The sequence below is a fragment of the Nonomuraea terrae genome, assembly GCF_004348995.1.
Lineage (GTDB): Bacteria > Actinomycetota > Actinomycetes > Streptosporangiales > Streptosporangiaceae > Nonomuraea > Nonomuraea terrae.
Map to the genome: position 1 here is coordinate 93,080 of NZ_SMKQ01000007.1, position 21,079 is coordinate 114,158.

18 protein-coding genes and 5 pseudogenes are annotated in these 21,079 nt (G+C 69.1%); 11 read left to right on the top strand and 12 right to left on the bottom strand.

Features of this window, described 5'->3' with window-relative positions; genetic code table 11:
* Nucleotides 1-38: 38 nt before the first annotated feature.
* Both E1286_RS04730 and E1286_RS49900 read right to left on the bottom strand, forming a co-directional pair.
* Nucleotides 39-977, bottom strand: a pseudogene (locus tag E1286_RS04730) (Tn3 family transposase); the annotation flags it as partial.
* 69 nt (nt 978-1,046) lie between these two features.
* A pseudogene (locus tag E1286_RS49900) lies at nt 1,047-1,427 on the bottom strand (DUF4158 domain-containing protein); the annotation flags it as partial.
* A 341-nt stretch (nt 1,428-1,768) separates the two neighbouring features.
* On the opposite strand from E1286_RS49900, the gene E1286_RS47535 reads away from it, so the two are divergent.
* On the top strand, nt 1,769-2,974 hold the full coding sequence (locus tag E1286_RS47535; protein WP_165969567.1) for a coiled-coil domain-containing protein: 1,206 nt from the start codon (nt 1,769-1,771) through the stop codon (nt 2,972-2,974).
* 219 nt (nt 2,975-3,193) lie between these two features.
* On the opposite strand, the gene E1286_RS04740 is transcribed toward E1286_RS47535, so the two are convergent.
* A complete protein-coding gene (locus tag E1286_RS04740; protein ID WP_132609035.1) occupies nt 3,194-3,679 on the bottom strand; it encodes a hypothetical protein in 486 nt (161 codons plus the stop codon).
* Nucleotides 3,680-4,033: 354 nt separating this feature from the next.
* Nucleotides 4,034-4,093 (bottom strand): annotated as a pseudogene (locus tag E1286_RS49905) (hypothetical protein); the annotation flags it as partial.
* Here E1286_RS49905 and E1286_RS49910 point away from each other — a divergent pair.
* Complete coding sequence (locus tag E1286_RS49910; RefSeq protein ID WP_246074443.1) at nt 4,076-4,270, top strand: hypothetical protein; 195 nt, start codon at nt 4,076-4,078, stop codon at nt 4,268-4,270. The pseudogene E1286_RS49905 and the gene E1286_RS49910 overlap by 18 nt on opposite strands.
* A gap of 334 nt (nt 4,271-4,604) precedes the next feature.
* Here E1286_RS49910 and E1286_RS04755 read toward each other — a convergent pair whose 3' ends face one another.
* Nucleotides 4,605-5,495 (bottom strand): YwqG family protein, encoded by an 891-nt coding sequence (locus E1286_RS04755; RefSeq protein ID WP_132609036.1) that lies wholly within the window; start codon nt 5,493-5,495, stop codon nt 4,605-4,607.
* Between the two features lie 184 nt (nt 5,496-5,679).
* Nucleotides 5,680-6,903: a serine hydrolase domain-containing protein gene (locus E1286_RS04760; protein WP_132609037.1), complete on the bottom strand. Its 1,224-nt coding sequence runs from the start codon at nt 6,901-6,903 to the stop codon at nt 5,680-5,682.
* A 230-nt stretch (nt 6,904-7,133) separates the two neighbouring features.
* On the opposite strand from E1286_RS04760, the gene E1286_RS47540 reads away from it, so the two are divergent.
* The 4 genes from E1286_RS47540 to E1286_RS04770 all read left to right on the top strand — a co-directional run bounded on the left by E1286_RS47540 (nt 7,134) and on the right by E1286_RS04770 (nt 9,099).
* The gene (locus tag E1286_RS47540; protein WP_165969568.1) at nt 7,134-7,271 is read left to right on the top strand and encodes a hypothetical protein; all 138 of its coding nucleotides are present in this window, start codon (nt 7,134-7,136) and stop codon (nt 7,269-7,271) included.
* Nucleotides 7,272-7,275: 4 nt separating this feature from the next.
* Nucleotides 7,276-8,052 (top strand): MerR family transcriptional regulator, encoded by a 777-nt coding sequence (locus E1286_RS04765; RefSeq protein WP_132609038.1) that lies wholly within the window; start codon nt 7,276-7,278, stop codon nt 8,050-8,052.
* Between the two features lie 259 nt (nt 8,053-8,311).
* Entirely contained in the window at nt 8,312-8,491 is a 180-nt protein-coding gene (locus tag E1286_RS49915; protein WP_246074444.1) for a MerR family transcriptional regulator, read from the top strand.
* Nucleotides 8,488-9,099, top strand: a complete 612-nt coding sequence (locus E1286_RS04770; RefSeq protein WP_246074445.1) for a hypothetical protein — start codon at nt 8,488-8,490, stop codon at nt 9,097-9,099. The genes E1286_RS49915 and E1286_RS04770 overlap by 4 nt, the downstream gene beginning before the upstream one ends.
* Before the next feature lie 23 nt (nt 9,100-9,122).
* Here the strand turns inward: E1286_RS04770 and E1286_RS04775 are convergent.
* Nucleotides 9,123-10,096, bottom strand: a pseudogene (locus tag E1286_RS04775) (LLM class flavin-dependent oxidoreductase).
* A gap of 210 nt (nt 10,097-10,306) precedes the next feature.
* On the opposite strand from E1286_RS04775, the gene E1286_RS04780 reads away from it, so the two are divergent.
* Nucleotides 10,307-10,975, top strand: coding sequence for a TetR/AcrR family transcriptional regulator (locus tag E1286_RS04780; protein WP_132609039.1), 669 nt, complete (start codon nt 10,307-10,309; stop codon nt 10,973-10,975).
* Entirely contained in the window at nt 10,972-12,339 is a 1,368-nt protein-coding gene (locus E1286_RS04785; RefSeq protein ID WP_132609040.1) for a phenylacetate--CoA ligase family protein, read from the top strand. Before E1286_RS04780 ends, E1286_RS04785 begins: the two co-directional genes overlap by 4 nt.
* 453 nt (nt 12,340-12,792) lie before the next feature.
* Here the strand turns inward: E1286_RS04785 and E1286_RS04790 are convergent, their stop codons facing one another.
* Entirely contained in the window at nt 12,793-13,539 is a 747-nt protein-coding gene (locus E1286_RS04790) for an SAM-dependent methyltransferase (protein ID WP_132609041.1), read from the bottom strand.
* 17 nt (nt 13,540-13,556) lie between these two features.
* The gene (locus E1286_RS04795) at nt 13,557-14,210 is read right to left on the bottom strand and encodes a ribosome small subunit-dependent GTPase A (protein WP_165969570.1); all 654 of its coding nucleotides are present in this window, start codon (nt 14,208-14,210) and stop codon (nt 13,557-13,559) included.
* 630 nt (nt 14,211-14,840) lie between these two features.
* Between E1286_RS04795 and E1286_RS49920 the strand changes: the two genes are divergently transcribed.
* Both E1286_RS49920 and E1286_RS49925 read left to right on the top strand, forming a co-directional pair.
* Nucleotides 14,841-15,734 (top strand): DUF4158 domain-containing protein, encoded by an 894-nt coding sequence (locus E1286_RS49920; RefSeq protein WP_132609042.1) that lies wholly within the window; start codon nt 14,841-14,843, stop codon nt 15,732-15,734.
* Between the two features lie 439 nt (nt 15,735-16,173).
* Nucleotides 16,174-17,922: pseudogene (locus tag E1286_RS49925) on the top strand (Tn3 family transposase).
* Nucleotides 17,923-18,001: 79 nt separating this feature from the next.
* Here the strand turns inward: E1286_RS49925 and E1286_RS04815 are convergent.
* The 3 genes from E1286_RS04815 to E1286_RS04825 are packed head-to-tail and all read right to left on the bottom strand — an operon-like array spanning nt 18,002 to nt 19,573.
* Nucleotides 18,002-18,529: an SRPBCC family protein gene (locus E1286_RS04815; protein ID WP_132609045.1), complete on the bottom strand. Its 528-nt coding sequence runs from the start codon at nt 18,527-18,529 to the stop codon at nt 18,002-18,004.
* Nucleotides 18,529-19,176, bottom strand: coding sequence for an SRPBCC family protein (locus tag E1286_RS04820; RefSeq protein ID WP_132609046.1), 648 nt, complete (start codon nt 19,174-19,176; stop codon nt 18,529-18,531). Before E1286_RS04820 ends, E1286_RS04815 begins: the two co-directional genes overlap by 1 nt.
* Nucleotide 19,177: 1 nt before the next feature.
* Entirely contained in the window at nt 19,178-19,573 is a 396-nt protein-coding gene (locus E1286_RS04825) for an ArsR/SmtB family transcription factor (RefSeq protein WP_132609047.1), read from the bottom strand.
* 343 nt (nt 19,574-19,916) lie between these two features.
* Here E1286_RS04825 and E1286_RS04830 point away from each other — a divergent pair, with 343 nt between their 5' ends.
* A complete protein-coding gene (locus E1286_RS04830; RefSeq protein ID WP_132609049.1) occupies nt 19,917-20,852 on the top strand; it encodes a tyrosine-type recombinase/integrase in 936 nt (311 codons plus the stop codon).
* Nucleotides 20,853-21,079: the final 227 nt, after the last annotated feature.

The following is a 21,079-nucleotide window of genomic DNA, read 5'->3' on the forward strand; positions in this document are numbered from 1 at the left end:
CTTGCCCGCAGGCGTGGGCGATTCGAACAGTCCGCGCTTCAGACGCCGTCCTCATCCACGACAGCGGCACTGGCGGTGCTGGCCCTGGGCAACGCCGCCGTGCCGAGGGGTCGCAGGCCCTTGTCCGGGGCCGAGGAGGCGATCGCGTAGCGGCCCAGGCAGTTGAGGTGGGCGTGGCCCAGCGGGGATAGCCGCGCCACGTCCTCGTCCTTGACCGGCACGCCCTGGGCGCGCAACTGATCCACGATCGCCGACAGATACCGCGAGTTCCACAAGACGACGGCATTGACGACAAGTCCAAGAGCTGCGAGTTGGTCCTCCTGGCCTTCCCGATATGCCTGCCGGATCCGGCCGGCGTTGCTGTGGCAGATCTTGCGGGCCAGGCGGTGCCGGGACTCCTGGACCGACAGCTGCTTGCCCAGGCTGCGGCGGTAGCTGGAATCCATCGGGTCCAGCATGCTGAGCAGGTGCATCGTCTTGTCGATGCGGCCGTACTCGGCGAAGGCCTGCCCCAGTGGCGTCGGAGAGCCTTGGCGGGCGAACATGCGCAGCAGGTCGTAGGCGCGCACCTGGTTGGTCACCAGCGATCCGGCAACGCGGAGCATGTCCGGCCACTGGGTGATCACCTTCTTGGTGTTCAGCTTGTTGCGGGCGATCGCCTCCAGCACCCCATAGTCGCCGGTGCTGCTGTCGGGCAACTCGGCCCGCCAGAACCGCTGATCGCCCAGGTCGGCGAAGCGGGGCGCGAATCGGTAGCCGAGCATGGAGAAGATTCCGAACACCATGTCGCTGTCGCTGGCCTGGTCGGTCGTGACCACCTCGGGTTTCGGCCCGGCGTCCAGGTTGATCAGGCAGTCCAGGATGTACAGGGAATCGCGGGGCGTCCCCGGCACCACCATCTGCCCGATCCCCGCAACTAGATCATTTACTGCGTTAAGCCAGGTGATACCGACTGCCCGAGCTGCTGCTGGAGGTGACGCCACCGGCCCCTCGGCGTGCGTCCACGCCCGGCCATGCAGGAAGGTCCGGAACTGGCGCGCCAGCTGCCGCTCGCTCCAACTGTCGGTGTCATCGAAGGTGTGGTAACCGTAGGCGTCCCGGATCATCCACGCATGCTCGTACGTCGTCTTGGGCCGCTCGGCGTACTTCTTGACCTGCGACGCGTCACCGATCCCCAACTGCTCGGCCAGATAGTCCACCACCGGCCACGGCACCGCCAGCGGATCCTCCAGAAACAACCCCTTGTACCGAACGGTCCCGATCTGGACAGCGACGCCCAGCCGGTGAGAATCGGCCCTCGACTGCGCGATCACATTCCGGTCGAAGCTGTCCAGGAAGAAGAACTTCTCCATGTCTGACAGCGATGGCACCTCGATGAACGAGGCGTAGGTGGCCCTCTGCTCGGCACACAGAAATTCCGCAGGCATAGCCCGCACGGTAGGACCATATCGGTCGCGATCAACTCATAGTGATTAACGCGTTACAAGTGAGGATGTTTCAGCCTTCAGTGCTTCTTGATCGTTCTCACCGCCAACGGCTGTCCGCCGGTTCCTCACCCACGAATCCCACTGACAGCTCGTGGCAAAAGCCCAAGACAACTTCGTGGCAATCCGCACGCACCGAAGACCGTACAGACCCTTGATCGTCGGCTCCTCTTTACTTGCGGGAATTCTGCCTTCTCGCAAGTTGGGTGGGGTTTCCAGGCGCGCAACGGATCCGTATTTCTGATTTTGATTTTCTGGAAAAACAAAAATGGTAGAGTGATGTCGTGACCGTGGAGAGCAGTGTCGTTACGCCCTGCAAGCACTGTGGCGCGCCGATTGAGCAGCGGCGGGGGAGAGGGCGGCCGAAGGCGTACTGTCCGGAGAAGGACTGTCAGGCGGCGGCCAAGCGGGAGCGGGAGTTGCGGCGGGCCACCCCAGGGCTGGAGGGGGCGCTGGCCAGGGCCGAGCAGCTGTACGACCGGATGGAGAGCGGGCTGGCCGCGGCCATCGAGCCGCTCGCCCGTGCGCTGGTCGAGGAGCTGAGCCCGGCAGGGGTCGAGGCCAAGCTGAGCGCGGTGCAGGCCGAGGCGCACACGCGCGTCGCGATCGCCCGTACGGAGCGGGAGCAGGCGTTCGAGCAGGTACGGCTGGCGCGCGAGGCCACCGAGCATGCCCGCCGGCAGACCGCCGAGATGCGGGAACGGCTGGAAGAGGCCCAGAACGAACGGGAGACCGCGCTGGCCGACGCCGAGCGCGCACGCGAGCAGGCGCTGGCCGCGTTGCGCGAGGCGGCGAGCACGGAGCGGCAGGCGTTGCAGACCGCCGAGGAGGCGCAGCGAAAGGCTGAGCTGGCCGAACGGCGGGCCGAGGAGTCGGCTCACGAGGCCGAGATGGCGCGCCAGGCCAGGGATCAGGCGGTTCGGGAGCTGGCCGAGCGGGTGGAGCTGGCCGAACGGAGGGTGGAGGAGGCGCGGGCGCAGGCCGTACGGGCTGAGGAGGACGCCGAGTTGGCGCGGCGGGAGCGTGATCGCGCCCGGGAGGAGACGGCGGCGGCGGTTCGGACGCGTGAGCAGGCCGAACGTGAGGTGGTCGGCGCGGACGCGCGGGCCGGGGCGGCGGCGCAGGAGCGCGACAGAGCCGTGGAGAGGGCGGTGAACGCGGAGCGCGGGGCGGCCGAGGCGGAACGGGATCGTGCTGTGGCGCTGGGGGAGGCCGCGCGGGCGGCGGACGAGGTCCAGCGGCTGAACGGGAAGGTGGCGCAGGTTGAGGCGGAGGCGGCCGCGGCGCTGTCCCGGGAGCGGAAAGTCGTCACGCGGGAGAAGTCGCGCGCCGAAGCTGCCACCAAGGAACGCGATCAGCTGCAGGGGGAGTTGCGGCTCGAGCGCGTACGGCTGGAGGATCTGCGGGCCGAGCTGGAGGCGGCCCGCGCGGAGGCGGCCCAGCTGCGGGAACGCGCGGTCGTGGCGGAGCTACGCCTGCAGGGCGGATGACCTGTGGGGCTCAGGAACTCGAATCACTTGCATCGCAGAGGCGTTCGTTCAGGGCGGCAGGGGCTGAGGGCGCCGAATGGGGTCCCGGTAGCAATGGCGAAAAATCCAACGGATATGGCCCTGACCTGCGGTGACTCGCTCTTTGGGCAGGCCGAAAGGAGGGGTGGCGGTCCATCCGGGTTCGCATCGGACGCGAGTTTCACACATCCGATGCTGAACTCAGGGATGCTCGCGGCGAAGGTTCTTCAGCGAGGTTGAACCCGAGGGCGATGGACGCGCAGGCTGGTTTCGGCTGGGCGCCGACTGGAGGCTCACCACGCTGGCCGTGGGTGGCGTGGCTGCCCGCTGCTCCAGCGAGCCGACTCGTCGCGCGGGCACGGACAGCTCGACCTCAACCCACTCCCAGGGCGCCCCAACTCCACCAGTTCCGGCAGGACGGGCTGACCCCGCATGTCGCGCAACGGCCACCAGCCCGGTTCGGCGAAGTAGTGGTACGTCGGCGTGGGCAGCGCCACAGGCACGCACCCCCTGCTCGACCACCTTGCCGAGCAGTTGCTCCCTAATGCGCCGCTCGATCCCCTCGCGGAAGCGGGTGTCCTCCCACATCTGGCGGAGGTTCCGCTCTGTGTAGGTGATGACGGTGTCATGGGCAGCCAGCGCCGCGGCGACCATCTCCCCGACCAGGGCCGGGTTCAGGTGCACCATGCTGCCCCCGTAAAGGACCTTGGTGGTCGAAGTCGCCCGCCGCGCCGCTCATGCGGGCAGGCTCCTCATCGTGTTCGGCTGCACATTCGCGAGGGGGCCGTGCAGGTTCGTGTGGCCGGGGCCGAACGTCGGCTCGGCACGGCTGTACCGGCCGGCGGCCGGGGAAGACGAGAAGGGGGCCATCCCAAGTACCAGAGAAAGGGGCAGTGTCTGCCCTACCTGAGAGATCGCTGCTCAGTGGGTACGGCGGCGGGGTGCCAGGATCTCGGTGACCTTGGCGATGGCTTCGGCGCCGGGTTGGACGTAGCGCATGGCGGTGCGGGGGTTCTTGTGGCGGGTCTTGCCCATGATGAGCTGCAGCGGGACTTCGGCTTCGCCGAGGTGGGTGGCGGCGCTGTGGCGCAGCTGGTGCAGGTCGAGCCCGGCGTACTTGTCCAGCAGGACGCGGGCGCGGTCGTAGCCGAGGCGGGCGCGGTCGTAGCCGAGGCGGGCGCGGTCGTAGCCGAGGCGGGCGCGGTCGTAGCCGAGGCGGGCGCGGCCGGTGTGCGGGCAGATGTCGGCGGCCGCGGGGCGGCGGGCCGTCCCTCCTAATCACTCTTCGTGGTCGCTGGGGGCGTAGTGAGACCACGGGCTCCCCGTCTCAGCGGCCAGCGCGGTGATGTGAACGTGGTGGTAGCCGAGCATCCGGGCAACGACCGGTGCCGGTGCCTGGAGCGCGAGTTGACGGATAGCGGCGGTGCGCCCGTTGAAGGTCGGGAGCCCCTCCTTGCGCATCCGGTGAGCGAGTGCGCTTGTGCCCATCGGCTGGCCAGCCCGGCGCCCGGGGAAGAGCCAGCGTGCCCCGGGATTGGTCGCGGTGGTCAGGGTTCGGTCGCCGCGCTGCGAAGGCCCGCAGCAAGTCGGCGAACGGCTCGGGGAGAAGAGCTCAGGGTGTCCAGTGCTGGATGACCTGGACTCGGTCGAAGCGGAGGTCTTCCAGGTCGGCTGCCGGGACTGTCCAGTACAGGGATATCCGGTCGAGGTACCCGATCCACTGGGCCAGCAGGACCCAGCCGTCGGTGTCCAGTTCGTCGCGGGCGCGGTTCTTGAAGGCCGCGGCGTACCGGACGGGGTCGCCGAACTCCTGCCCACGGGCACTGGCCCAGCCTCCGAGCTGCAGGTGAGCCCCGGGCCAACCGCCCGGCCACCGGGTGTCGTGCCAGGCTTGGCGCAGCCGTCCTGTGTTCTCGAACCGCGCGGCAAGAGGATCGGTGAACGTGGCCGCGTAATACGTCGGCTCGTGGTCGGGTAGCGTCACCACCGACTGGGGGCGCAGCGGGTCGATCTCACGCAGGCCGACCTCCAGGTCCACGTGGGTCCCGACGCCGGCGCGGAGCGGGACCTCGTCGTTCTCGTAGTCGCTGTATTCGCGTGCGCGGTCGCCGAGCCCGGTGCCCGCCGGGAGGTAGTCCACGGAGCCGAAGCCGTCCTCGTCGCCCATCTCAGGGGTCGCGAAGAAGAGCAGGTGGCCGTCGGCGGGCAGCGGCAGACCGGTCGCGCCTGTGGGGATCGCCGACAGGTCGACCGTCGCGATCAGGTGGTGCTCATCCCGGCGCCGCTCCCGCGTCGCCGAGTACGTGCCGTCCGGACCGGGGCCGGGTCGGCGCTCGTCACCGAACCATCCGGCCTCTGGCTCGTCTCCCGTCGGCGCGAGGACCACCGCCGGGCGAGCGAGTCCCGCCCACCGCTCGACCTCGTCGACGGGCACTCCCGCCACGAGGGCACGCTCGCGGAACATCGCGAGGCGGTCGGTCATCTCGGGCGTCAGCCGGGTCATGCAGGCCTCTCCCTCGTCCGTACGGTCTGATGGGGCATCATCATGCCACTGCTCGGTGACATGCTCGTTAGATGAACACCCGACCATGCGGGCCACCGCCGAGCAGACTGCCCCCTGGCCGACTTCGTCCCCGACGGGATCGTCGACCGGTTGTGCCTGCTCGGCCCGGCGTCCGCGCTCGGTGTCAGTCGTCGATGGCCTGGTAGAGGGTGGTCCAGAAATCGTGGAACAGCCGCGCCGGATCCGGGGTGGACATCCCGACCTGGGTGAGCAGGATTCCGGTGAGCTGGTTGGTCGGGTCGGCGTAGACGGTGGTGCCGGTTCCGCCGTCCCAGCCGAACTGGCCGATGGGCGCGTAGTCGCCGCGGTAGGTGCGCACCGCCATTCCGAAGCCCCAGCCGCCGTGCAACGCCAGCCCGGCCGACAGATGGGCGATGTTCCTGTACATGGTGTCGCGGGCGGCTTGTTGCTCGGGCGTGAGGCAGTTGGTGGTCATCAGCTCGATGGCGGGCCGGGACAAGATCCGCCGATCCTGGTGCATGCCGTTGTTCAGCAGCATCCGGAAGAAGGTGTGGTAGTCGTCGACAGTGGAGACCAGTGCGCAGCCCTGGAATGCCGGAGGCTGGCTGACCCGTCCGCCTGCGGCCTCGTCCCACACGAGGAACTCTCCGGTCTGCGGGTCGGGCCCGTACAGGGGTGGTAGCCGGTCGATCTTGTCGGCGGGCACATGGTAACCGGTGTCGGTCATGCCCAGCGGATCGAGGATGCGTTCGCGCAGGAACGTCCCGAACGACTGGCCGGTGACCCTGGCAACGAGCACGCAGAGCACCTCGTGGCTGAGGTCGTACTGCCACCGCTGTCCGGGCTGGTACGACAGTGGGAGCTCGCCGAGGCGGCGCATCCACTCGTCCGGCTCGGGCGCCGGTCCGGACGCCACGCCGTAGTCGGTCGCCTCGAAAATCGCGGCCCTGATCGGGGAGTCCAGTAGTTCTAAATCCATTCCGAGCCCGAACGTTGAGGTGAGCAGGTCTCGTACGGTGATCGGCCGGTGGGCCGGCACGGTGTCCTCCAGCGGCCCGTCGGGCCGCTTCAGCACCTTCCGGTCGGCGAGTTCGGGCAGCCACTCATCGACCGGGTCGTCCGGCCGCAGCCGGCACTCGTCGAGCAGGACCATCGCCGCGGCCATCGTGACCGGCTTGGACACCGACGCCATCCGAAAGATCGTGTCCCGGCGCATCGGCGCGCCACCGTCATGCCGCATCGTCCCGAGCGCTTCGACGTGCGTCTGGCCTCCCCGGCTGACCAAGGCGACCAGCCCGGGAATCTTTCCGGACTCAACATGGCGTGCCAGCACCTCGCGCAGTCTGCGCAGCCCCGCATCGGAGAAGCCGCTGTTGCTTTGTCCCATCATGAATCTCCTTGTCTCCAGCGTTCGATCTCACGGCGGCCCTCGTGGCTACCAGCCCCTTCGAGGCGGCCATGCGATGAGCGTGCACCCTGCCCTAAGGTCAAGGTCAACCCTGTCGCGATCATGAGCTGATCTGCGGCGATCTCAGGCGTCCCCGGGCCTGGGCCAGCGGTTGGGCCGCGGTCCGGCGCGGGTGGTGGACTGGAACAGCTGCGCGCTACCCTCGCCCTATGATCGCCCGCCACCCGTACCTCAAGGTGAATGCGAAGGTCGCCGGCGACCACGGCTCGATCCCGCGCCCGGACGTTTGGGCCGTCGCCGACGCGGTGTGCGCGACCGCAGCCACCCGCGACCTGGAGGTGCGCTAAGCCGATGGCAGACGGGCTCACGATCGGTCAGGCGGCGGCGTTCGTCGGCGTCACGATCAAGACCGTGCGGCACTATCACCGGCTCGGCCTGGTCGCCGAGCCGGAACGGGACGGGTCGGGCTACCGGCGTTACCGGTCGGCCGACCTGCTGCGGCTGGTCCAGGTCCGGACGCTGGCCGAGGCCGGCGTGCCGCTGGCCGAGATCGGTGACCTGCTCGACTCCGATCCCGAGGAATTCGCCGCGTCCCTGGACGACGTCGAGCGGCGGCTCACCGAACGGATCGAGGACCTGATCGCGCGCCGCGACACGCTGCACCGGCTCGCCCACGGTGACCGGGCCCTGCTACCCGACCGGGCCTGCGCGGTCTTGGACCGACTCGCCGAACTTGGCTTCAGCCCCGACTACGTGGCCGCCCAACGGGAGGCTCTGCTGCTGGCCCGGGCCCTGGTTCCGGAGATCTTCGACAGCTTCGTGACCCGGCTCGAACACTCGCTTGACGATCCCGAACTCGTCGAGCTGACCAAGCGCGGCGTCGATGCGCTGTCCTGGGATCCCGACGACCCGCGGATCGAGGAACTGGCGTCCGCGCTGGCCGACAAGCTTCTGGCCGACCGCGCGCTGCTGGCACCGCCCACCGGGTCTCAGAACCAGTCCGACGCCGCCGCCCGGTACGGGCTGGTCAACCACCACCGGGAAGACCAAGCGCCAGCCATCGCCCGGTTGAACGCGCTGGTCGAGGCGAAACTGCGCGCGGCTGGCATCGACATCCCGCATCAATAACCGGCACCCAGCCACGATCGCCACTGCGGCCAGCCCCAAGGCGCGGTCCAAGCGTTCAACGAACCGCTCGTCAAACGAACGCCCGGACACGACACCCGGTTGGGCTCCTCGACCCGCGGCCCTCCGTTATCGCAGGTCAGACGTTACTTCGTTGGAAATTTCTTCATTGCTACCGAAACCCCGTCCACGGCTGCTCTACGGCGAGAATCTCCGACAAATCGCTTGAGGTTCCACCGGGTGGAAGGTCCAGATTCAAGCTATGAACGACGTGACGGGTCTTTACACGATCGGGCAGCTGGCCCAGCGTACGGGGCTGCAGGCGCGCACGATCCGCTTCTGGTCCGACAGCGGCGTCGTCCCGCCGGTGCGGAGGTCGGAGGGCGGGTACCGGCTCTATGACGCGGAGGCGGTCGCGCGGCTGGACCTGGTCCTGCATTGATCAACGCGCTGGCCCGGCTGTCGGCACGGGAGCGTCAGCAGATCATCGACGATTTCGTTGACCGTGCGTTCGCCGGCGTCGTGGACGAGGACGCCACACTCGTCGCGGGATGGATGCGCGACCTCCCGTCCGATCTCCCGGAAGACCCGACCCCCGAACAGATCAACGCGTGGGTGGAACTGGCCGAGCTGGCGGGCGACGTGAGCTTCCAGCAGACGGTCCGGCGGATGGTTCTCAGCGGCGAGGAGAACAACCGCCTGGAGTATGGCCTCACCCTCCGCCCCTTGGTCCTGGAGCACGCATGCGCCGCTCTGTCGCGTGGAATCGCGCCGGAGTCGGCCGGGGCGAGCCTGATCCTGAAGCGGATCATCCCCGACGATCTTCCCGCAGAGGAGACCGCCGCCCTGATCACGTGGCTGGAAATGGTCGCCGAGCCCCAAGTGGAGCGGTACTGGCAGCTCCTGAGCCTCCTCAAGGGTCAAAAACCATCCCCACCGGCGGTCCCGGCCTTCGAATGGCTGCTGGCCGCACTGCGCGTCGCACGATCGCCGAGCCGGGGGAGAGTGCGTCCTCCCCGGGAGCAGCCGCAGGACGATCCGGCGACCTGAGTCCGGCTCGATCCGTAAGGGGATCAGCCGCGCTCGAAGAGCGGCATCAGCTCGTGCACCTTTTCCAGCGCCTCGTCGGTGTTGTCGGCCACGTACATCAGCTCGATCAGGAAGTGGTCGATGCCGGTCTCCTGCGCGATGGCTTTGACGGCGTTGACGGTCTGACGTGCGGGGATGCCTCGGTCGACGTTCACCCGCAGAACCGTGTCGATCGCGGCCGGGTCGCGGCCGGCCGCGCGTGCCGCCTCGTCGATGGTGGCGCGCTGCGCGAGCAGCAGGTCGGTGTTCACGAAGGTGGGGACGGTCACCAGGGGCAGCCAGCCGTCGCCCCGCCTACCGATGCGCCGCAGCGCGGCCTCGGCGAATCCGCCCAGGTAGAACGGCGGGCGTGGCCGCTGTGCGGGCTTCAGCGGCGAGTGGTGGAGCGGCAGGTCGATCAGTTTGCCGTGGTACTCGGCCGGGTCCTTCGTCCAGAGGATCTCCAGCGCGTCCAGGAGTTCCTCCATGAGGGCGCCGCGCGTGGCGAAGTCGAGCCGGTGGCCTCGTACTCCTCGGGCGACCAGCCGATGCCGAAACCGGGGATCAGGCGGCCGCCGCTGATCAGGTCGATCGAGGTCAGCGACCGGGCCAGCTGCACCGGCGGGTACAACGGCGCGATCAGCACATGGGTGCCGAGTGACGCGTTCGGTGGCGCTAGCCGCCACGCCGAGCACGACGAACGGGTCGGCCGTTGTGTTGTACTCGACCGGGATCGTGGTGCCGATCCCGCGGGTCCCCACTTTCGGATTGACCGCGGCCATGTTGCGGTCGCCCAACCACAGGCTGTCGGCGCCGGCCTTCTCCGCCTCGGCGGCGTAGTACGCGGTCTTGGCGATGTGATGTGCCTGCGTGTGCAGGTGCGGAAGAGAGACCAATCTGCATCACAGCAGTCCTTTCCTTCGATAGGCGCACCGCGCAGCCGCCCGCACCGGTCCCGCTCGTGGTCGTGCGGCACCATCGGTGTCTGACGTGCGGAAATATCAAGAAGAGGTTGTCATGAACGATCGATCATTCAGATGCGGGGTCAGTCTGCTCAATGTCGGCTCTTCCCGATCCGACTGGCGTGCGAAATTCCAGGAAGCCGAGGACCTGGGCTACGACACGCCGCGTCGGCCGGCTCGAAAATTCTCCAGTATCTGGAAAGTTCCATGTGATGTATATTTTACGCATGGAGGAATCGCGCCGCGACCGCAAGAAGCGGCTGACCAGGCAGCGGATCATCGCCGCTGCGATGAGGCTGTTCGCCGAACAGGGGTATGAGCAGACCACGGTGGCGCAGATCGCCGTGGCGGCGGACGTCGACCCCAAGACGTTCTTCAACTACTTCCGCGCCAAGGACGAGGTCGTGTTCGCCGACGCCGAGCACATTTTCGGCCTGCTGCTCGGCGCGCTGGCGGCGCCGCGGCCGCAGGAGGGCCCGGGCGAGCTGCTGGCCAGGGCGGTGCAGGAGTACGCCGCCCGGCGCCGCCCCGAGGTGCCCCGCAAGGAGCCCGAGCAGTTGTCGGCGGGAGTCCGCCTGATGATGACGACGCCGGCGCTGCAAGCCAAGGGGCTGTACCTGATGCTGGACCTGCAGCGCAGGATGGCCGGCGAACTGCTGAAGGCGTTCCCGGACCGGCTGGATCCGATCACCGCCGCCGCGATGACCGGCTCCCTGATCGGCGCCGTCCAGCAGGCGAGCCTGGCGAGCGTCGAGCTCGGCCGGTCACAGGACGAGCTGTGGCGGGCCGCGCGGCACGGCCTCGACGTCGCCGCGCGCGGCCTGCTCTCGGTCCGCGCGGACGCCGCGGAAGAAGACGAACCGGCGCACGCCGCAGAAGGGAGCGACCCGTCATGACGGAGAACGAGCGGAGCCTGGCCCGCGACGCGCGGCGGGCGCTGCGCGAGGGCCCCGAGGGGATCGCGCGGCGGCAACGGGCCCGCCTGGCCGAGGCCGTGGCCTACGCCCGCGCCCACTCACCCTACTACCGCGAGCTGTACCGGGCGCTGCCCCACGGCATCGACGACCCGGCGCGGCTCCCGGTCACCGGCAAGCAGGCGCTCATGGCGCGCTTCGACGACTGGGTCACCGACCCGGACGTGACGCTGGCCAAGGCCCGGCAGTTAGTCGCCGACCCCGCCCTCGTGGGCGAGCGCTTCCAGGGGCGATACCTCGTGGCCACCACGTCCGGCATCAGCGGGCTGCGCGGCATCTTCCTGCAGGACGAACGGAGCCTGGCCGTGGGCAACGCGGTCGGCCAGCGCGCGCGAGCCGGGCTGGGGGTCGGCGACCTCGTGCGCCTCATGCGCGGCGCCGGCCGCACCGCCATCGTCTCCGCGCCGCCCGGCCACTTCTCCACCGTCGCCGGGGCCGCGCGGTTCCGGCGCGACCACCCGCGGCTCGGCTGGATGCTGCGGGAGTTCTCCATCCACAAGCCGCTGCCGGAACTGGCCGCCGAGCTGAACCGGTACAAGCCCAGCTCGCTCGCCGGCTTCTCCAGCATGCTCGGGCTGCTGGCCGGCGAGCAGGAGGCCGGCCGCCTGCACATCCACCCGGGGATGGTCATCGCCGGCGGCGAGGCGCTGACCGCGGAGAACCGCGCCCGGATCGCCTCCGCGTTCCACGCCCAGGTCCGCTCCGCCTACGCCGCCACCGAGTGCGGCTTCCTCGCCTACGGCTGCGCGCACAACTGGCTGCACGTCAACGCCGACTGGGTGGTGCTGGAGCCGGTCGACGCCGACCACCGGCCCGTCCCGCCGGGGCGGCCCTCGCACACCGTCCTGCTGAGCAATCTCGCCAACCGGGTCCAGCCGATCCTCCGCTACGACATGGGCGACAACGTCCTGGTGCGGCCCGACGCCTGCCCGTGCGGCAGCCCGCTGCCCGCCGTCCAGGTGCAGGGCCGCGCGGCGGAGATGCTCGAGTTCCCCGCCGGCGGCGGGCACGTCCGCATCTCCCCCATGGCGTTCGGCACGCTGCTGGACCGCGTCCCCGGCATCGCGCAGTTCCAGGTCGTGCAGAGCGCGCCGGCCACGCTGCGCGTGCGGCTGAGGCAGGCGGACGGCGCCGACCCCGATCACGTGTGGCGGACCGTGCGCGAAGAGATCTCGCGCCTGCTGGCCGAGCACAGGGCCGAGCACGTCGCGCTGGAACGCGCCGAGGAGCCGCCGGAGCAGTCGGTCGGCGGCAAGTTCCGCAGGATCATCCCCCTGGCCCGCTGACCGCGGCGCGGGCGGGCCTCACCCCCGAACCACGCCCACCGTAGCGGCGACCCGACGTACCCGCCCGTAGTCACCAAATCGCAACCCACGCCCCTTCAAGATCACAATTGTGGGTTTGGGCTTACCTTCGCTGCACCCCAAGATCGATTCCTACTTTGGGGCTGGGGTCAGCTTCGGGAGCGGAGGGCCGGTGGCAGCGGTACCCGGTCCTCGCACCGGGCCCGAAGCGGGGGCCGCACAGTTGGCGGCGGCACGTGCGGGCGGGGAGGCGTCCTGACGGCCATACCCCGAGCTTCGCAGCGCCGGGCTCCCCGGCCCGGAAGGAGGTCGGGGCCTGCAAGGAGGGAGTGGGTGTCGGCTCGCTCTTGCCGTCGGCTTGAGCACTGCGGTGATGAAGTGTTCCGTGCGGGGCCCGGACGGTATGACATCTGGGCCCCGCACGGGACGGGGTTGTCAGCGCTTCATGAGGGCGAAGACTCCCCAGCCGAGATACTCACGCGTGGAGCGCGCGTAGCGGGCGGGCTCGGTGGTGAGTTCTTCCCGTACTTCGGGGGCGAATTCGTCGTCCGGGTTCTGGTCGAGCCAGCGGCGCATGGTGAGCCACTGGGCCGCGGCGTAGCGGTCCCAGCTGTCCTGGTCGGCCAGAATCATTTCCACGACGTCGTACCCGAGTTCCTGGAACTGCTCGATCAGTTCCGGGAGTTCCAGGAAGTCGGCGATGGCGGTGGCGTGGCACGCCTTGGCAGTCTCCTCGTCCGGAGGGGTCTGCCGCCAGTACGGCTCGCCGATCAGCATCATTCCTCCGGGGCGGAGGCTGCGCTGGAGCAGCTCGATCGTTCCGGCGACGCCGTTGCCGATCCAGGTGGCGCCGACACAGGCGGCCAGATCGACGGGCTCGTCCGAGACATGGCCGGTTGCGTCACCGTGGAGGAACTCGACCCGGTCGGCGACGCCGAGTTCGGCGGCGCGGGCCCGGGCCTGCTCGGTGAAGAGCGTGCTGATGTCCACCCCGGTGCCCGTGAAGCCCAGGTCACGCGCCCAGGTGCACAGCATCTCGCCCGAGCCGCTGGCCAGGTCGAGCACCCGTGTCCCGGGGGCGAGGCGGAGGGATTCGCCCAGGGCGGCGAACTTGTCCGCGGTCAGCGGGTTGTGGATGCGGTGGTTGCTCTCGCGGATGGTGAAGATGCGGGGAAGGTCCATGACCTGATTCCTTTCCGTCATGCCTTGAAGTGGGGGGACTGCTTGAGGGCGCGCACTTGGCGCGCGATCTGCTTCATCGGCCGCTCCAGCTCGGCGCGCAGCCGCGCGTCGGTGCGGGATGCGGCATAGGTGTTCTCGCGCTGCAGCCGGTGGTAGCTGTCGAGGCGCCGCCGGGTGAGGTAGCCGCCCTCGACGGCGGCCAGCACCGCGCAGCCCGGCTCGGTGGTGTGGGCGCAGTCCGCGAAGCGGCAGTCCCCGGACAGCTCGGTGATCTTCGCCGAGATCAGTCGACGTTCGCGGCCAGCACCGGGGGCTTGGAAGGTGCGCGAGGAGGTGGAGCGGACCACGGCGGTCCGGCGCTCCAGCAGCTCCACCACGGTGGCGGAGGTCGCCGGGCTTGCCGGCCGGACGGCCACCCAGTCGCCGGTGCACGGCGTCAGCCGATCACCGGTGCCCGACGAGGGAAGGACCACCGCGCGGACGGGGCCGGTCTCGGCAATGACGTCGCACAGGCCGCGCTCGGCCCGCACGACACGGCCCGGGACCAGTCCCTCGGCCCGCGACGGGGCGAAGGAGCGCTCACGTTCCGTGTCCCAGCCGTAGTCGGCCAGAGTCAGGACGCGCTCATGAGGAGAGAGAGCAGGTGGGGATGAAGTGGGTTGATGAAACAACGTGGAGACCCTTGAACGGGGGCCCCGCCGGACGACAGGCGTGCCGAGAACACTCCCTAGGAGGGAGGAAGGCAGGCGAAGGTCAGGACGAGGCCCGGGAGGCGAGGATGATCCGGGCACCGCACGCAGCGGGCGTCTCCACGACGGTCATCAACACACCTCCTTAGATCTCCGTGAGCGAACTGGTCATCGCTCGGACAGTCACGCTACCACCCTCCGTGGACGCCGACGCCACGCGAGTGGCACGTTCGAGACGTAGATCACCGACGACATCCGGCGTGCAACAGCAGAAGCGCGCGACGCGCGGCCGTTCAGCTCGGTAGGGCGATAAGGACGGCAGGAAGGTCGCACCCGCACACGGCGCAACTGTTAGAAACGGTCGTTTATGGGAGATGCTGACCGAGCCCTTTCATGCCTCGGGCTCGGCAGGATTTCCGGGCGGCCGCCCGCCCCAAAGATCATTTATAAGCCGGTTGGCCGAGACGGGGTGCTGGGACTATTTCCTCAGAAAACAACGCTAAGGACTTTGCCCAGGTCAGCACAGGTGCGCTGAGCATGGCTCAACGATCTAGGTCTCAGGTTGGGTGTACTTGCCGGTAACCAGCGGTTGATTGTTTAGCTTCGCGGCGTGTGGCCGAGTATCTGTCCGATGAGCAGGTAAGCCGGTATGGCCGGTTTCCGGCGGCGCCGTCGCCAGCTGATCTGGAGCGGTTCTTCTATCTGGACGCCCCGGCGTTGACCAAGGTGGCGGACAAGCGTGGTCCTCACAACCGGCTGGGCTGGGCGGTTCAGTGGGGCACCGTGCGGATGCTCGGCACGTTCCTGCTTGATCCGCGGGATGTTCCGCACGTGGCGGTGTACTACGTGGCCGAGCAGATCGGTGTGGCGGACCCGTCGTGCCTCAAGCTGTATCCGGAGCGGGCCCAGACCCGGTGGGACCATCAGGGCGAGATCCGGGAGCTGCTGGAGTACCGGGAGTTCGCCGAGGCCCAGGACGATCTGCTGACGTTCCTGGGATCGCGGGTGCGCAACTTCCGGGTCTCGCGGCGGAAGTTGTTCGACCGGGCGGTGGTGTGGCTGATCGACAACAAGGTGGTGCTGCCGGGGATCACCGTGCTGGAGCGGCTGGTACGCGATGTGCGCACGGACGAGCTGGACGCCATCAACGTTGTGCTGACCGAGCGGACGCCGGTGGAACTGCGGCGCGAACTGCTGGAGACGCTGGAGGTCCCCGACGGCCGGAGGGTCTCCACGCTGGAGTGGATGCGCACCACGGTGACGGACGTGTCCGGGATAGGGCAGGGCAAGGCGCTGGAGCGGGTTGAGGCGGTGTGGGCGCTGGGCGGCGGCGCGGTACACCCTGGGGGTGGCGCCGGTGAAGCTGGCCGAGCTGGCCGCGTACGGGATGTCGGCGAAGGCTCCGAAGATCAAGCAGTTGGAGGCGATGCGCCGCTCGGCCACGTTGCTGGCGACGGTCCGGCATCTGGAGGGCGCGTCGGTGGACGACGCGCTGCTGCTGTTTGACGTGCTGATGGCGACCAGGCTGCTGTCGCGCGCCGCCCGGGCGGGGCGGGAGCAGAAGCTGCAGTCGCTGCCGAGGCTCCGCAAGGCCGCCGCTGACCTGGCCGCGGCGGTCGCGGTCGTGTATGAGACGCCGCTGGAGGCCGAGAAGGGGCCGACGCGGGCGGCGGATCTGGTCGGCCGGATCGAGCAGGTGATCTCCAAGGAGCGGCTGACCGCGGCGCTGGATCTGATCGCCGAGCTGGTGCCGGGCGAGGATAACGACGACGATCTGGAGTGGCGGGCGGAGTTGATCGCCCGCTTCAAGACGGTCCGGCCGTTCGTCGACTCCCTCGCTCAGGCGATCCCGTGGGGCTGCACCCCGGCTGGGACGCCGATCGTGAAGGCGGTCAAGGACCTGCCCACCTTGCTGGCGCGCGGCAAGTACGCCGGAGTCGAGCACATGCGCGAGCACGACGGCCTGGTGACCGGGTCGTGGCGGCGGCTGGTGTATCACAACCCGAACCTGCCCGACGGCTCGCTCGACCGCGCCGCTTACACCTTCTGCCTGCTGGAGGCCCTGCATGGGGCGCTACGGCGGCGCGATGTGTACGCGATCGGCGCCGACCGATGGGGCGATCCGCGCGGCAAGCTGATCCCGCAGCCGGTATGGCAGGTGCACCGCGACAGCGTCTTGACCGCGCTCGGCCTGGAGATGGACCCGGCCCGCCATCTGCAGGATCTGGCCGAGGACCTGGACGCCGCCTACAAGCAGGTCGCCTCGAACCCGGCCGTCACGGTCAAGGGCGGCCGGTTGAACCTGGAGAAGCTGGAGGCGCTGCCGCTGCCGGACGGCTACCAGGCGGTGCACAACGCGGTGCAGGCGATGCTGCCGCGCATCGACTATCCGGAGCTGCTGCTGGAGGTCAACGGCCACACCGGGTACTTCGAGGTGATGCCGCACCTGTCGGGGTCGGAGGCGCGGCGCCCCGATCTGGACATCAGCCAGGCCGGCGTGCTGGTCGCCCGCTCCTGCAACGTCGGATTCGTCCCGGTGGTCAAGCCCGGTCAGCCGGCGCTCACGCTGAGCCGCCTGCTCGGGGTGGAGAAGGGATACTTCCACCACGAGGGCCTGGCCGCGGCGTCGGCGACGCTGGTGACCGCGCAGAGCGACATCTCGATCGCGGTGCAGGACTGGGGCGGCGGCCTGGTCGCCTCCGCCGACGGGCTGCGGTTCGTGGTCCCGGTCAAGTCGCTGCATGCCCGGCCGAACCCGGTCTACTTCGGGCGCGGCAAACGCTCGCGCGGCTCGACCTGGCTCGCGGTCGTCAACGACCGGGTGATGGGCCTGGGCGGGCTGGTGGTGCCGGGGACGATGCGGGACTCGCTGTTCATCCTGGATGCCCTGCACCGCCTGGACGCCGTTGAGCAGCCCGACATCGTCACCACCGACACCGCCTCCTACAGCGACATCGTGTTCGGCCTGTTCGCGATCTGCGGCTACCAGTTCGCCCCCAGGATCGCCGACATCGGCGACGCCCAGATGTGGCGGCTGGACCTGGCCGACGTGGGCCTGGCCGGCCAGCCGGTCGCCAAGGCCGACAACGGCTACCGGCACCTCAACGATCTGGGCCTGCGCAAGGTGAACGTCCGGGTCATCCGGCACCACTGGGCCGACATGCTGCATGTGGCCGGGTCGCTGGTGACGAATTAGGTGCGCGCCTACGACCTGCTGCGGATGCTGTCGGCCGATGGCCGCCTGACCGGGCTGGGGTCGGCGTTCGCGCATTACGGGCGCATCTTCAAGTCGATGCACCTGCTGCACGTGGCCCACCTGGAGGACTACCGGCGGATGATGGGTGCCCAGCTCAACATCGGCGAGGGCCGCAACGGCCTGGCCCGGCGCGTATTCTTCGGCAACCTCGGCCAGCTGCGCCAGGGTTATGCGAAGGGTATGGAAGACCAGCTCGGCGCGCTCGGCCTCGGTCTGACCGCGATCATCTATTGGAACAGCCTCTACATCGACGCGGCCGTGAAAGCCCTGCAGGCGGACGGGCAACTGTCGATCGGCCCGGAGATCCGGGCCCGGCTGTCCCCGTTGATCTGGGAGCACATCAACTTCCACGGCAGCTACCCGTTCACCCGGCCGGAGACGCCGGGGAACCTGCGGCCGCTGCGCGATGCCGCGGCCGAAGACGACGAACAGGACTGACCACGATCGGGTCCAGTGCCCCTCCGCCGGTACGCGCCAGCGCCCGCACGTCTACGGTGGCACTGCTGCGCCGGGCCGTTCAGCGGTTGTCGTTGTCGTCGAGGGCCTCGTTCTTGTCTGCGGCTGACTGGCGGACGTCCGTCCCGTGCTCTACGAACGCCTTGAAGTCCTCCATGTGCTGCTGCGACTGCTTGCGGAAAGAGCCAGGCATCACAAGCCCCACCAACCGCACCAGCAATCCGTCGAACCGGAATTCGCTCTCGCTCTCCCACAGCGTGGTGTCCGGACCGGCTGCGATCAGCCGGTCGCGCTGGGCCTGCCACATGCCCTCGCCGGCGATCTCGCGGTCGTAGTGCACGACGACAGAACTGGGGATGGCGTGCAGGTCTTCAGGTTCCAGGCGCGTGATGGTCTCGGTGGCCTCCATCCTCTGCTGCCCCATTTGAAACACGACTCGCGAGGTGGTGCCAAGCTGGCCGTGCGCTCCGTCCACCGGCTCGTGCAGTACCAGGCCCCGCAGCCACTTCGGCATGTGCGCCGGGTCCGCGAGCATCTGGAGCACCTTCTCCCGCGGCAGGGCGATCTCGATCGAGGTGGTGTACCTCATCAAGCGTTCCCTCCGGGGGCGTAGAACGCGGTGGTGGCCTTGACGCCGGCCGCCACGTGATCCGGATCGCCACCGGCGGCCAGGTGAGCTTCGCCCCAAGCCGCAGCGCTGCGCCGAACGAACTCGCGCCCTGTGGGCGAGGTCTGGAACTCCTCGTGATCGAGGGTCTCGCCGTCTGCCAGGAACCGGGCCAGCGTGAGGAGATGCAGGTCCCAGCCCACACCGCCGGCACCCGGGCCGTAGGTCGGGAACATGGGCTCCCCGACGGCCGCTGCATGGACCAGTTCAAGCTCGGTGTCCCCGGCAGGGCCCGGGGACAGGCGCACCTCGACCTCGCTCGTGCCCGGCCACTCGTCGGCGTCCGGCCCGAAGAGCCAGGACACCCGCAGCAGACGCGGCGGCTCGCACCGGAGGATCTCCCCGTGCTCACCACCGTCCAACTCGAACGACCCGCCGAGCCGCAGGTCTCCGGTGACCGACTTCAACCAACGGCCCAGCCGCTCAGGGTCGGTGATGGCGTTCCACACGTCGTCGACCGGCGCGTCGTAGCGACGCCGCAACTCCATCGTGTAGGCGTCGCCGGCGGGCAGAGTCGCTGTTCCCACCGTCCGGCGCGCAGCGGCCAGTTCGTCCAGCACGTCCTTCATGTCATGTTCCTTTCACTGGCGGATCGGCCTTGCCGACGTCGGTGCGCGTGTCGGACTGCTGGCCAGCCCGGGACCGGGATGCACGCCTGCCTCGGGCCAACTCAGTGCCCAGGGCATCGAGCCGCTGATCCCAGAACCCGCGAAACCGGTCCAACCACACGTCAACCTCGCTTAGGGACGTCGGGTCGACGGCATAGAACCGGCGAGCCCCCTCGGCCCGGACCGACGCGAACCCGTTCTCACGCAGAACGCGAAGATGCTGGGAAACCGCCGGCTGGGACAGTGCGAACTCAGCCCGGATCACGTCCGTGATCGCTCCAGAGGTCTGCTCACCCTCGGCGAGCAGCTCCAGAATGCGCCGGCGCACAGGGTCGCCGAGAATGTCGAACGCGTGCACGAACCAGAAGCATACCAGGTCTGACTTATATAAGCCAGGATTGGTACTACCGCGTTACCCCCGGTGTCGACGCACATCGACACCCGGCACGCCCCCATCGATGCTGGTGTCGAACGAGACCGGCATCCGGTGAGGTGAGACCGACGTAGCCAGTGCACCCAGGGCCGTTGGGCGTCTGGTGGACCTGGGGCGCGACCGGTTCTTAGATAAGCGACGTTATCTGGCAAGATAGTGATCACAGGCCGGGTGCGAGCTGGGCGGCCGGTCTCCGGAGCGGACGCTTCGTTTCCCGGTTGTCTGGCAACCTGGCCGATCGGGGCCGAGAAGGCGGAGGGCGGGCGGCATGGATCCGGTCATCAGCGAGCAGCTCGGCCACGCGCACCCGCTGGCGGCGCCCCTGGACGACTTCCTCACCGACCTGGCCAACGCCGGGGCCTCCGCGCACACCCGGCGCGCCTACCGAGGAGATCTGCTGCAGTTCGCCGGCCACCACGGCGAGGAGCTCGGCGAGCTGACCGCCGCGCCGGTCCGCGCCTACCTGGCCGAGATCGCCGCTCTCGCGCCCTCGACCCGCAAGCGCAAGCGCGCCGCCGTCGCCTCCTTCGCCAAGTGGGCGGTCCGCCACGACCTGCTGCAGGCCAACCCGATGGACCGGATCGACACCGTCAAGGTGCCCAAGAACCTGCCCCGCCCGGCGGCGGCCGCCGACGTGGCCAAGGTGCTGGAGGTGATCTGCACCCGGCGACCGCGCAAGGACCTGCCGCTGGACCGGCTGCGCGACCGGGTGCTGTTCGAGACCGCCTACGTGGGCGGCGCCCGCGCCTCCGAAGTCTGCGGCCTGTACGTCGAAGACCTCGACCTGCGCCTGGACGACGAACACGTCCGCATCAGCGGCAAGGGCGGCAGCGTGCGCACCGTGCTGCTGGACGACCGCGGCTACGTCGCCCTGCTCAAGCTCTACCTGGCCCGCGCCGGCTACACCGCCGGGCCGCTGTTTCGCGCCTCGATCAACGGCCGCGGCGGGCCGCTGTCCTACGACGCCGCCCACCACCGCTGGCAGGGTTACTGCGCGCAGGCCGGCGTCAACATCGACATCCACCAGCTGCGCCACGCCCACGCCACCGAACTCATCAACGCCGGCGTCTCCATCGAGGCCGTCCGCCGCCGCCTCGGCCACGCTTCTGCCGAGACGACGCAGCTGTATGCGCTGCTGGACGACAAGGTCGCCGACGCCGAGATCCGCGCCGCCCGGCGACGGCGCGAGCGGGCAGCGCGCTGATCGTCAGCACGCAACCGGGACCATGCGGCAGGACGAACAGGAGACGAGATCCGAGTTCGAAACCGCCCCCCGTGCAGGCAGGCATCACAAGATTGGCATGTCTGTCCGGATCGCCAGCACATGCGGTAAGTAACTGATCAACAGTCGTTCCCGCCACCGCGCAAGGAGTCACGTGACCGAAGGCAGCACCACGTCAGCCGAAGGGAACGCCGACCCCGTGCCGCCCC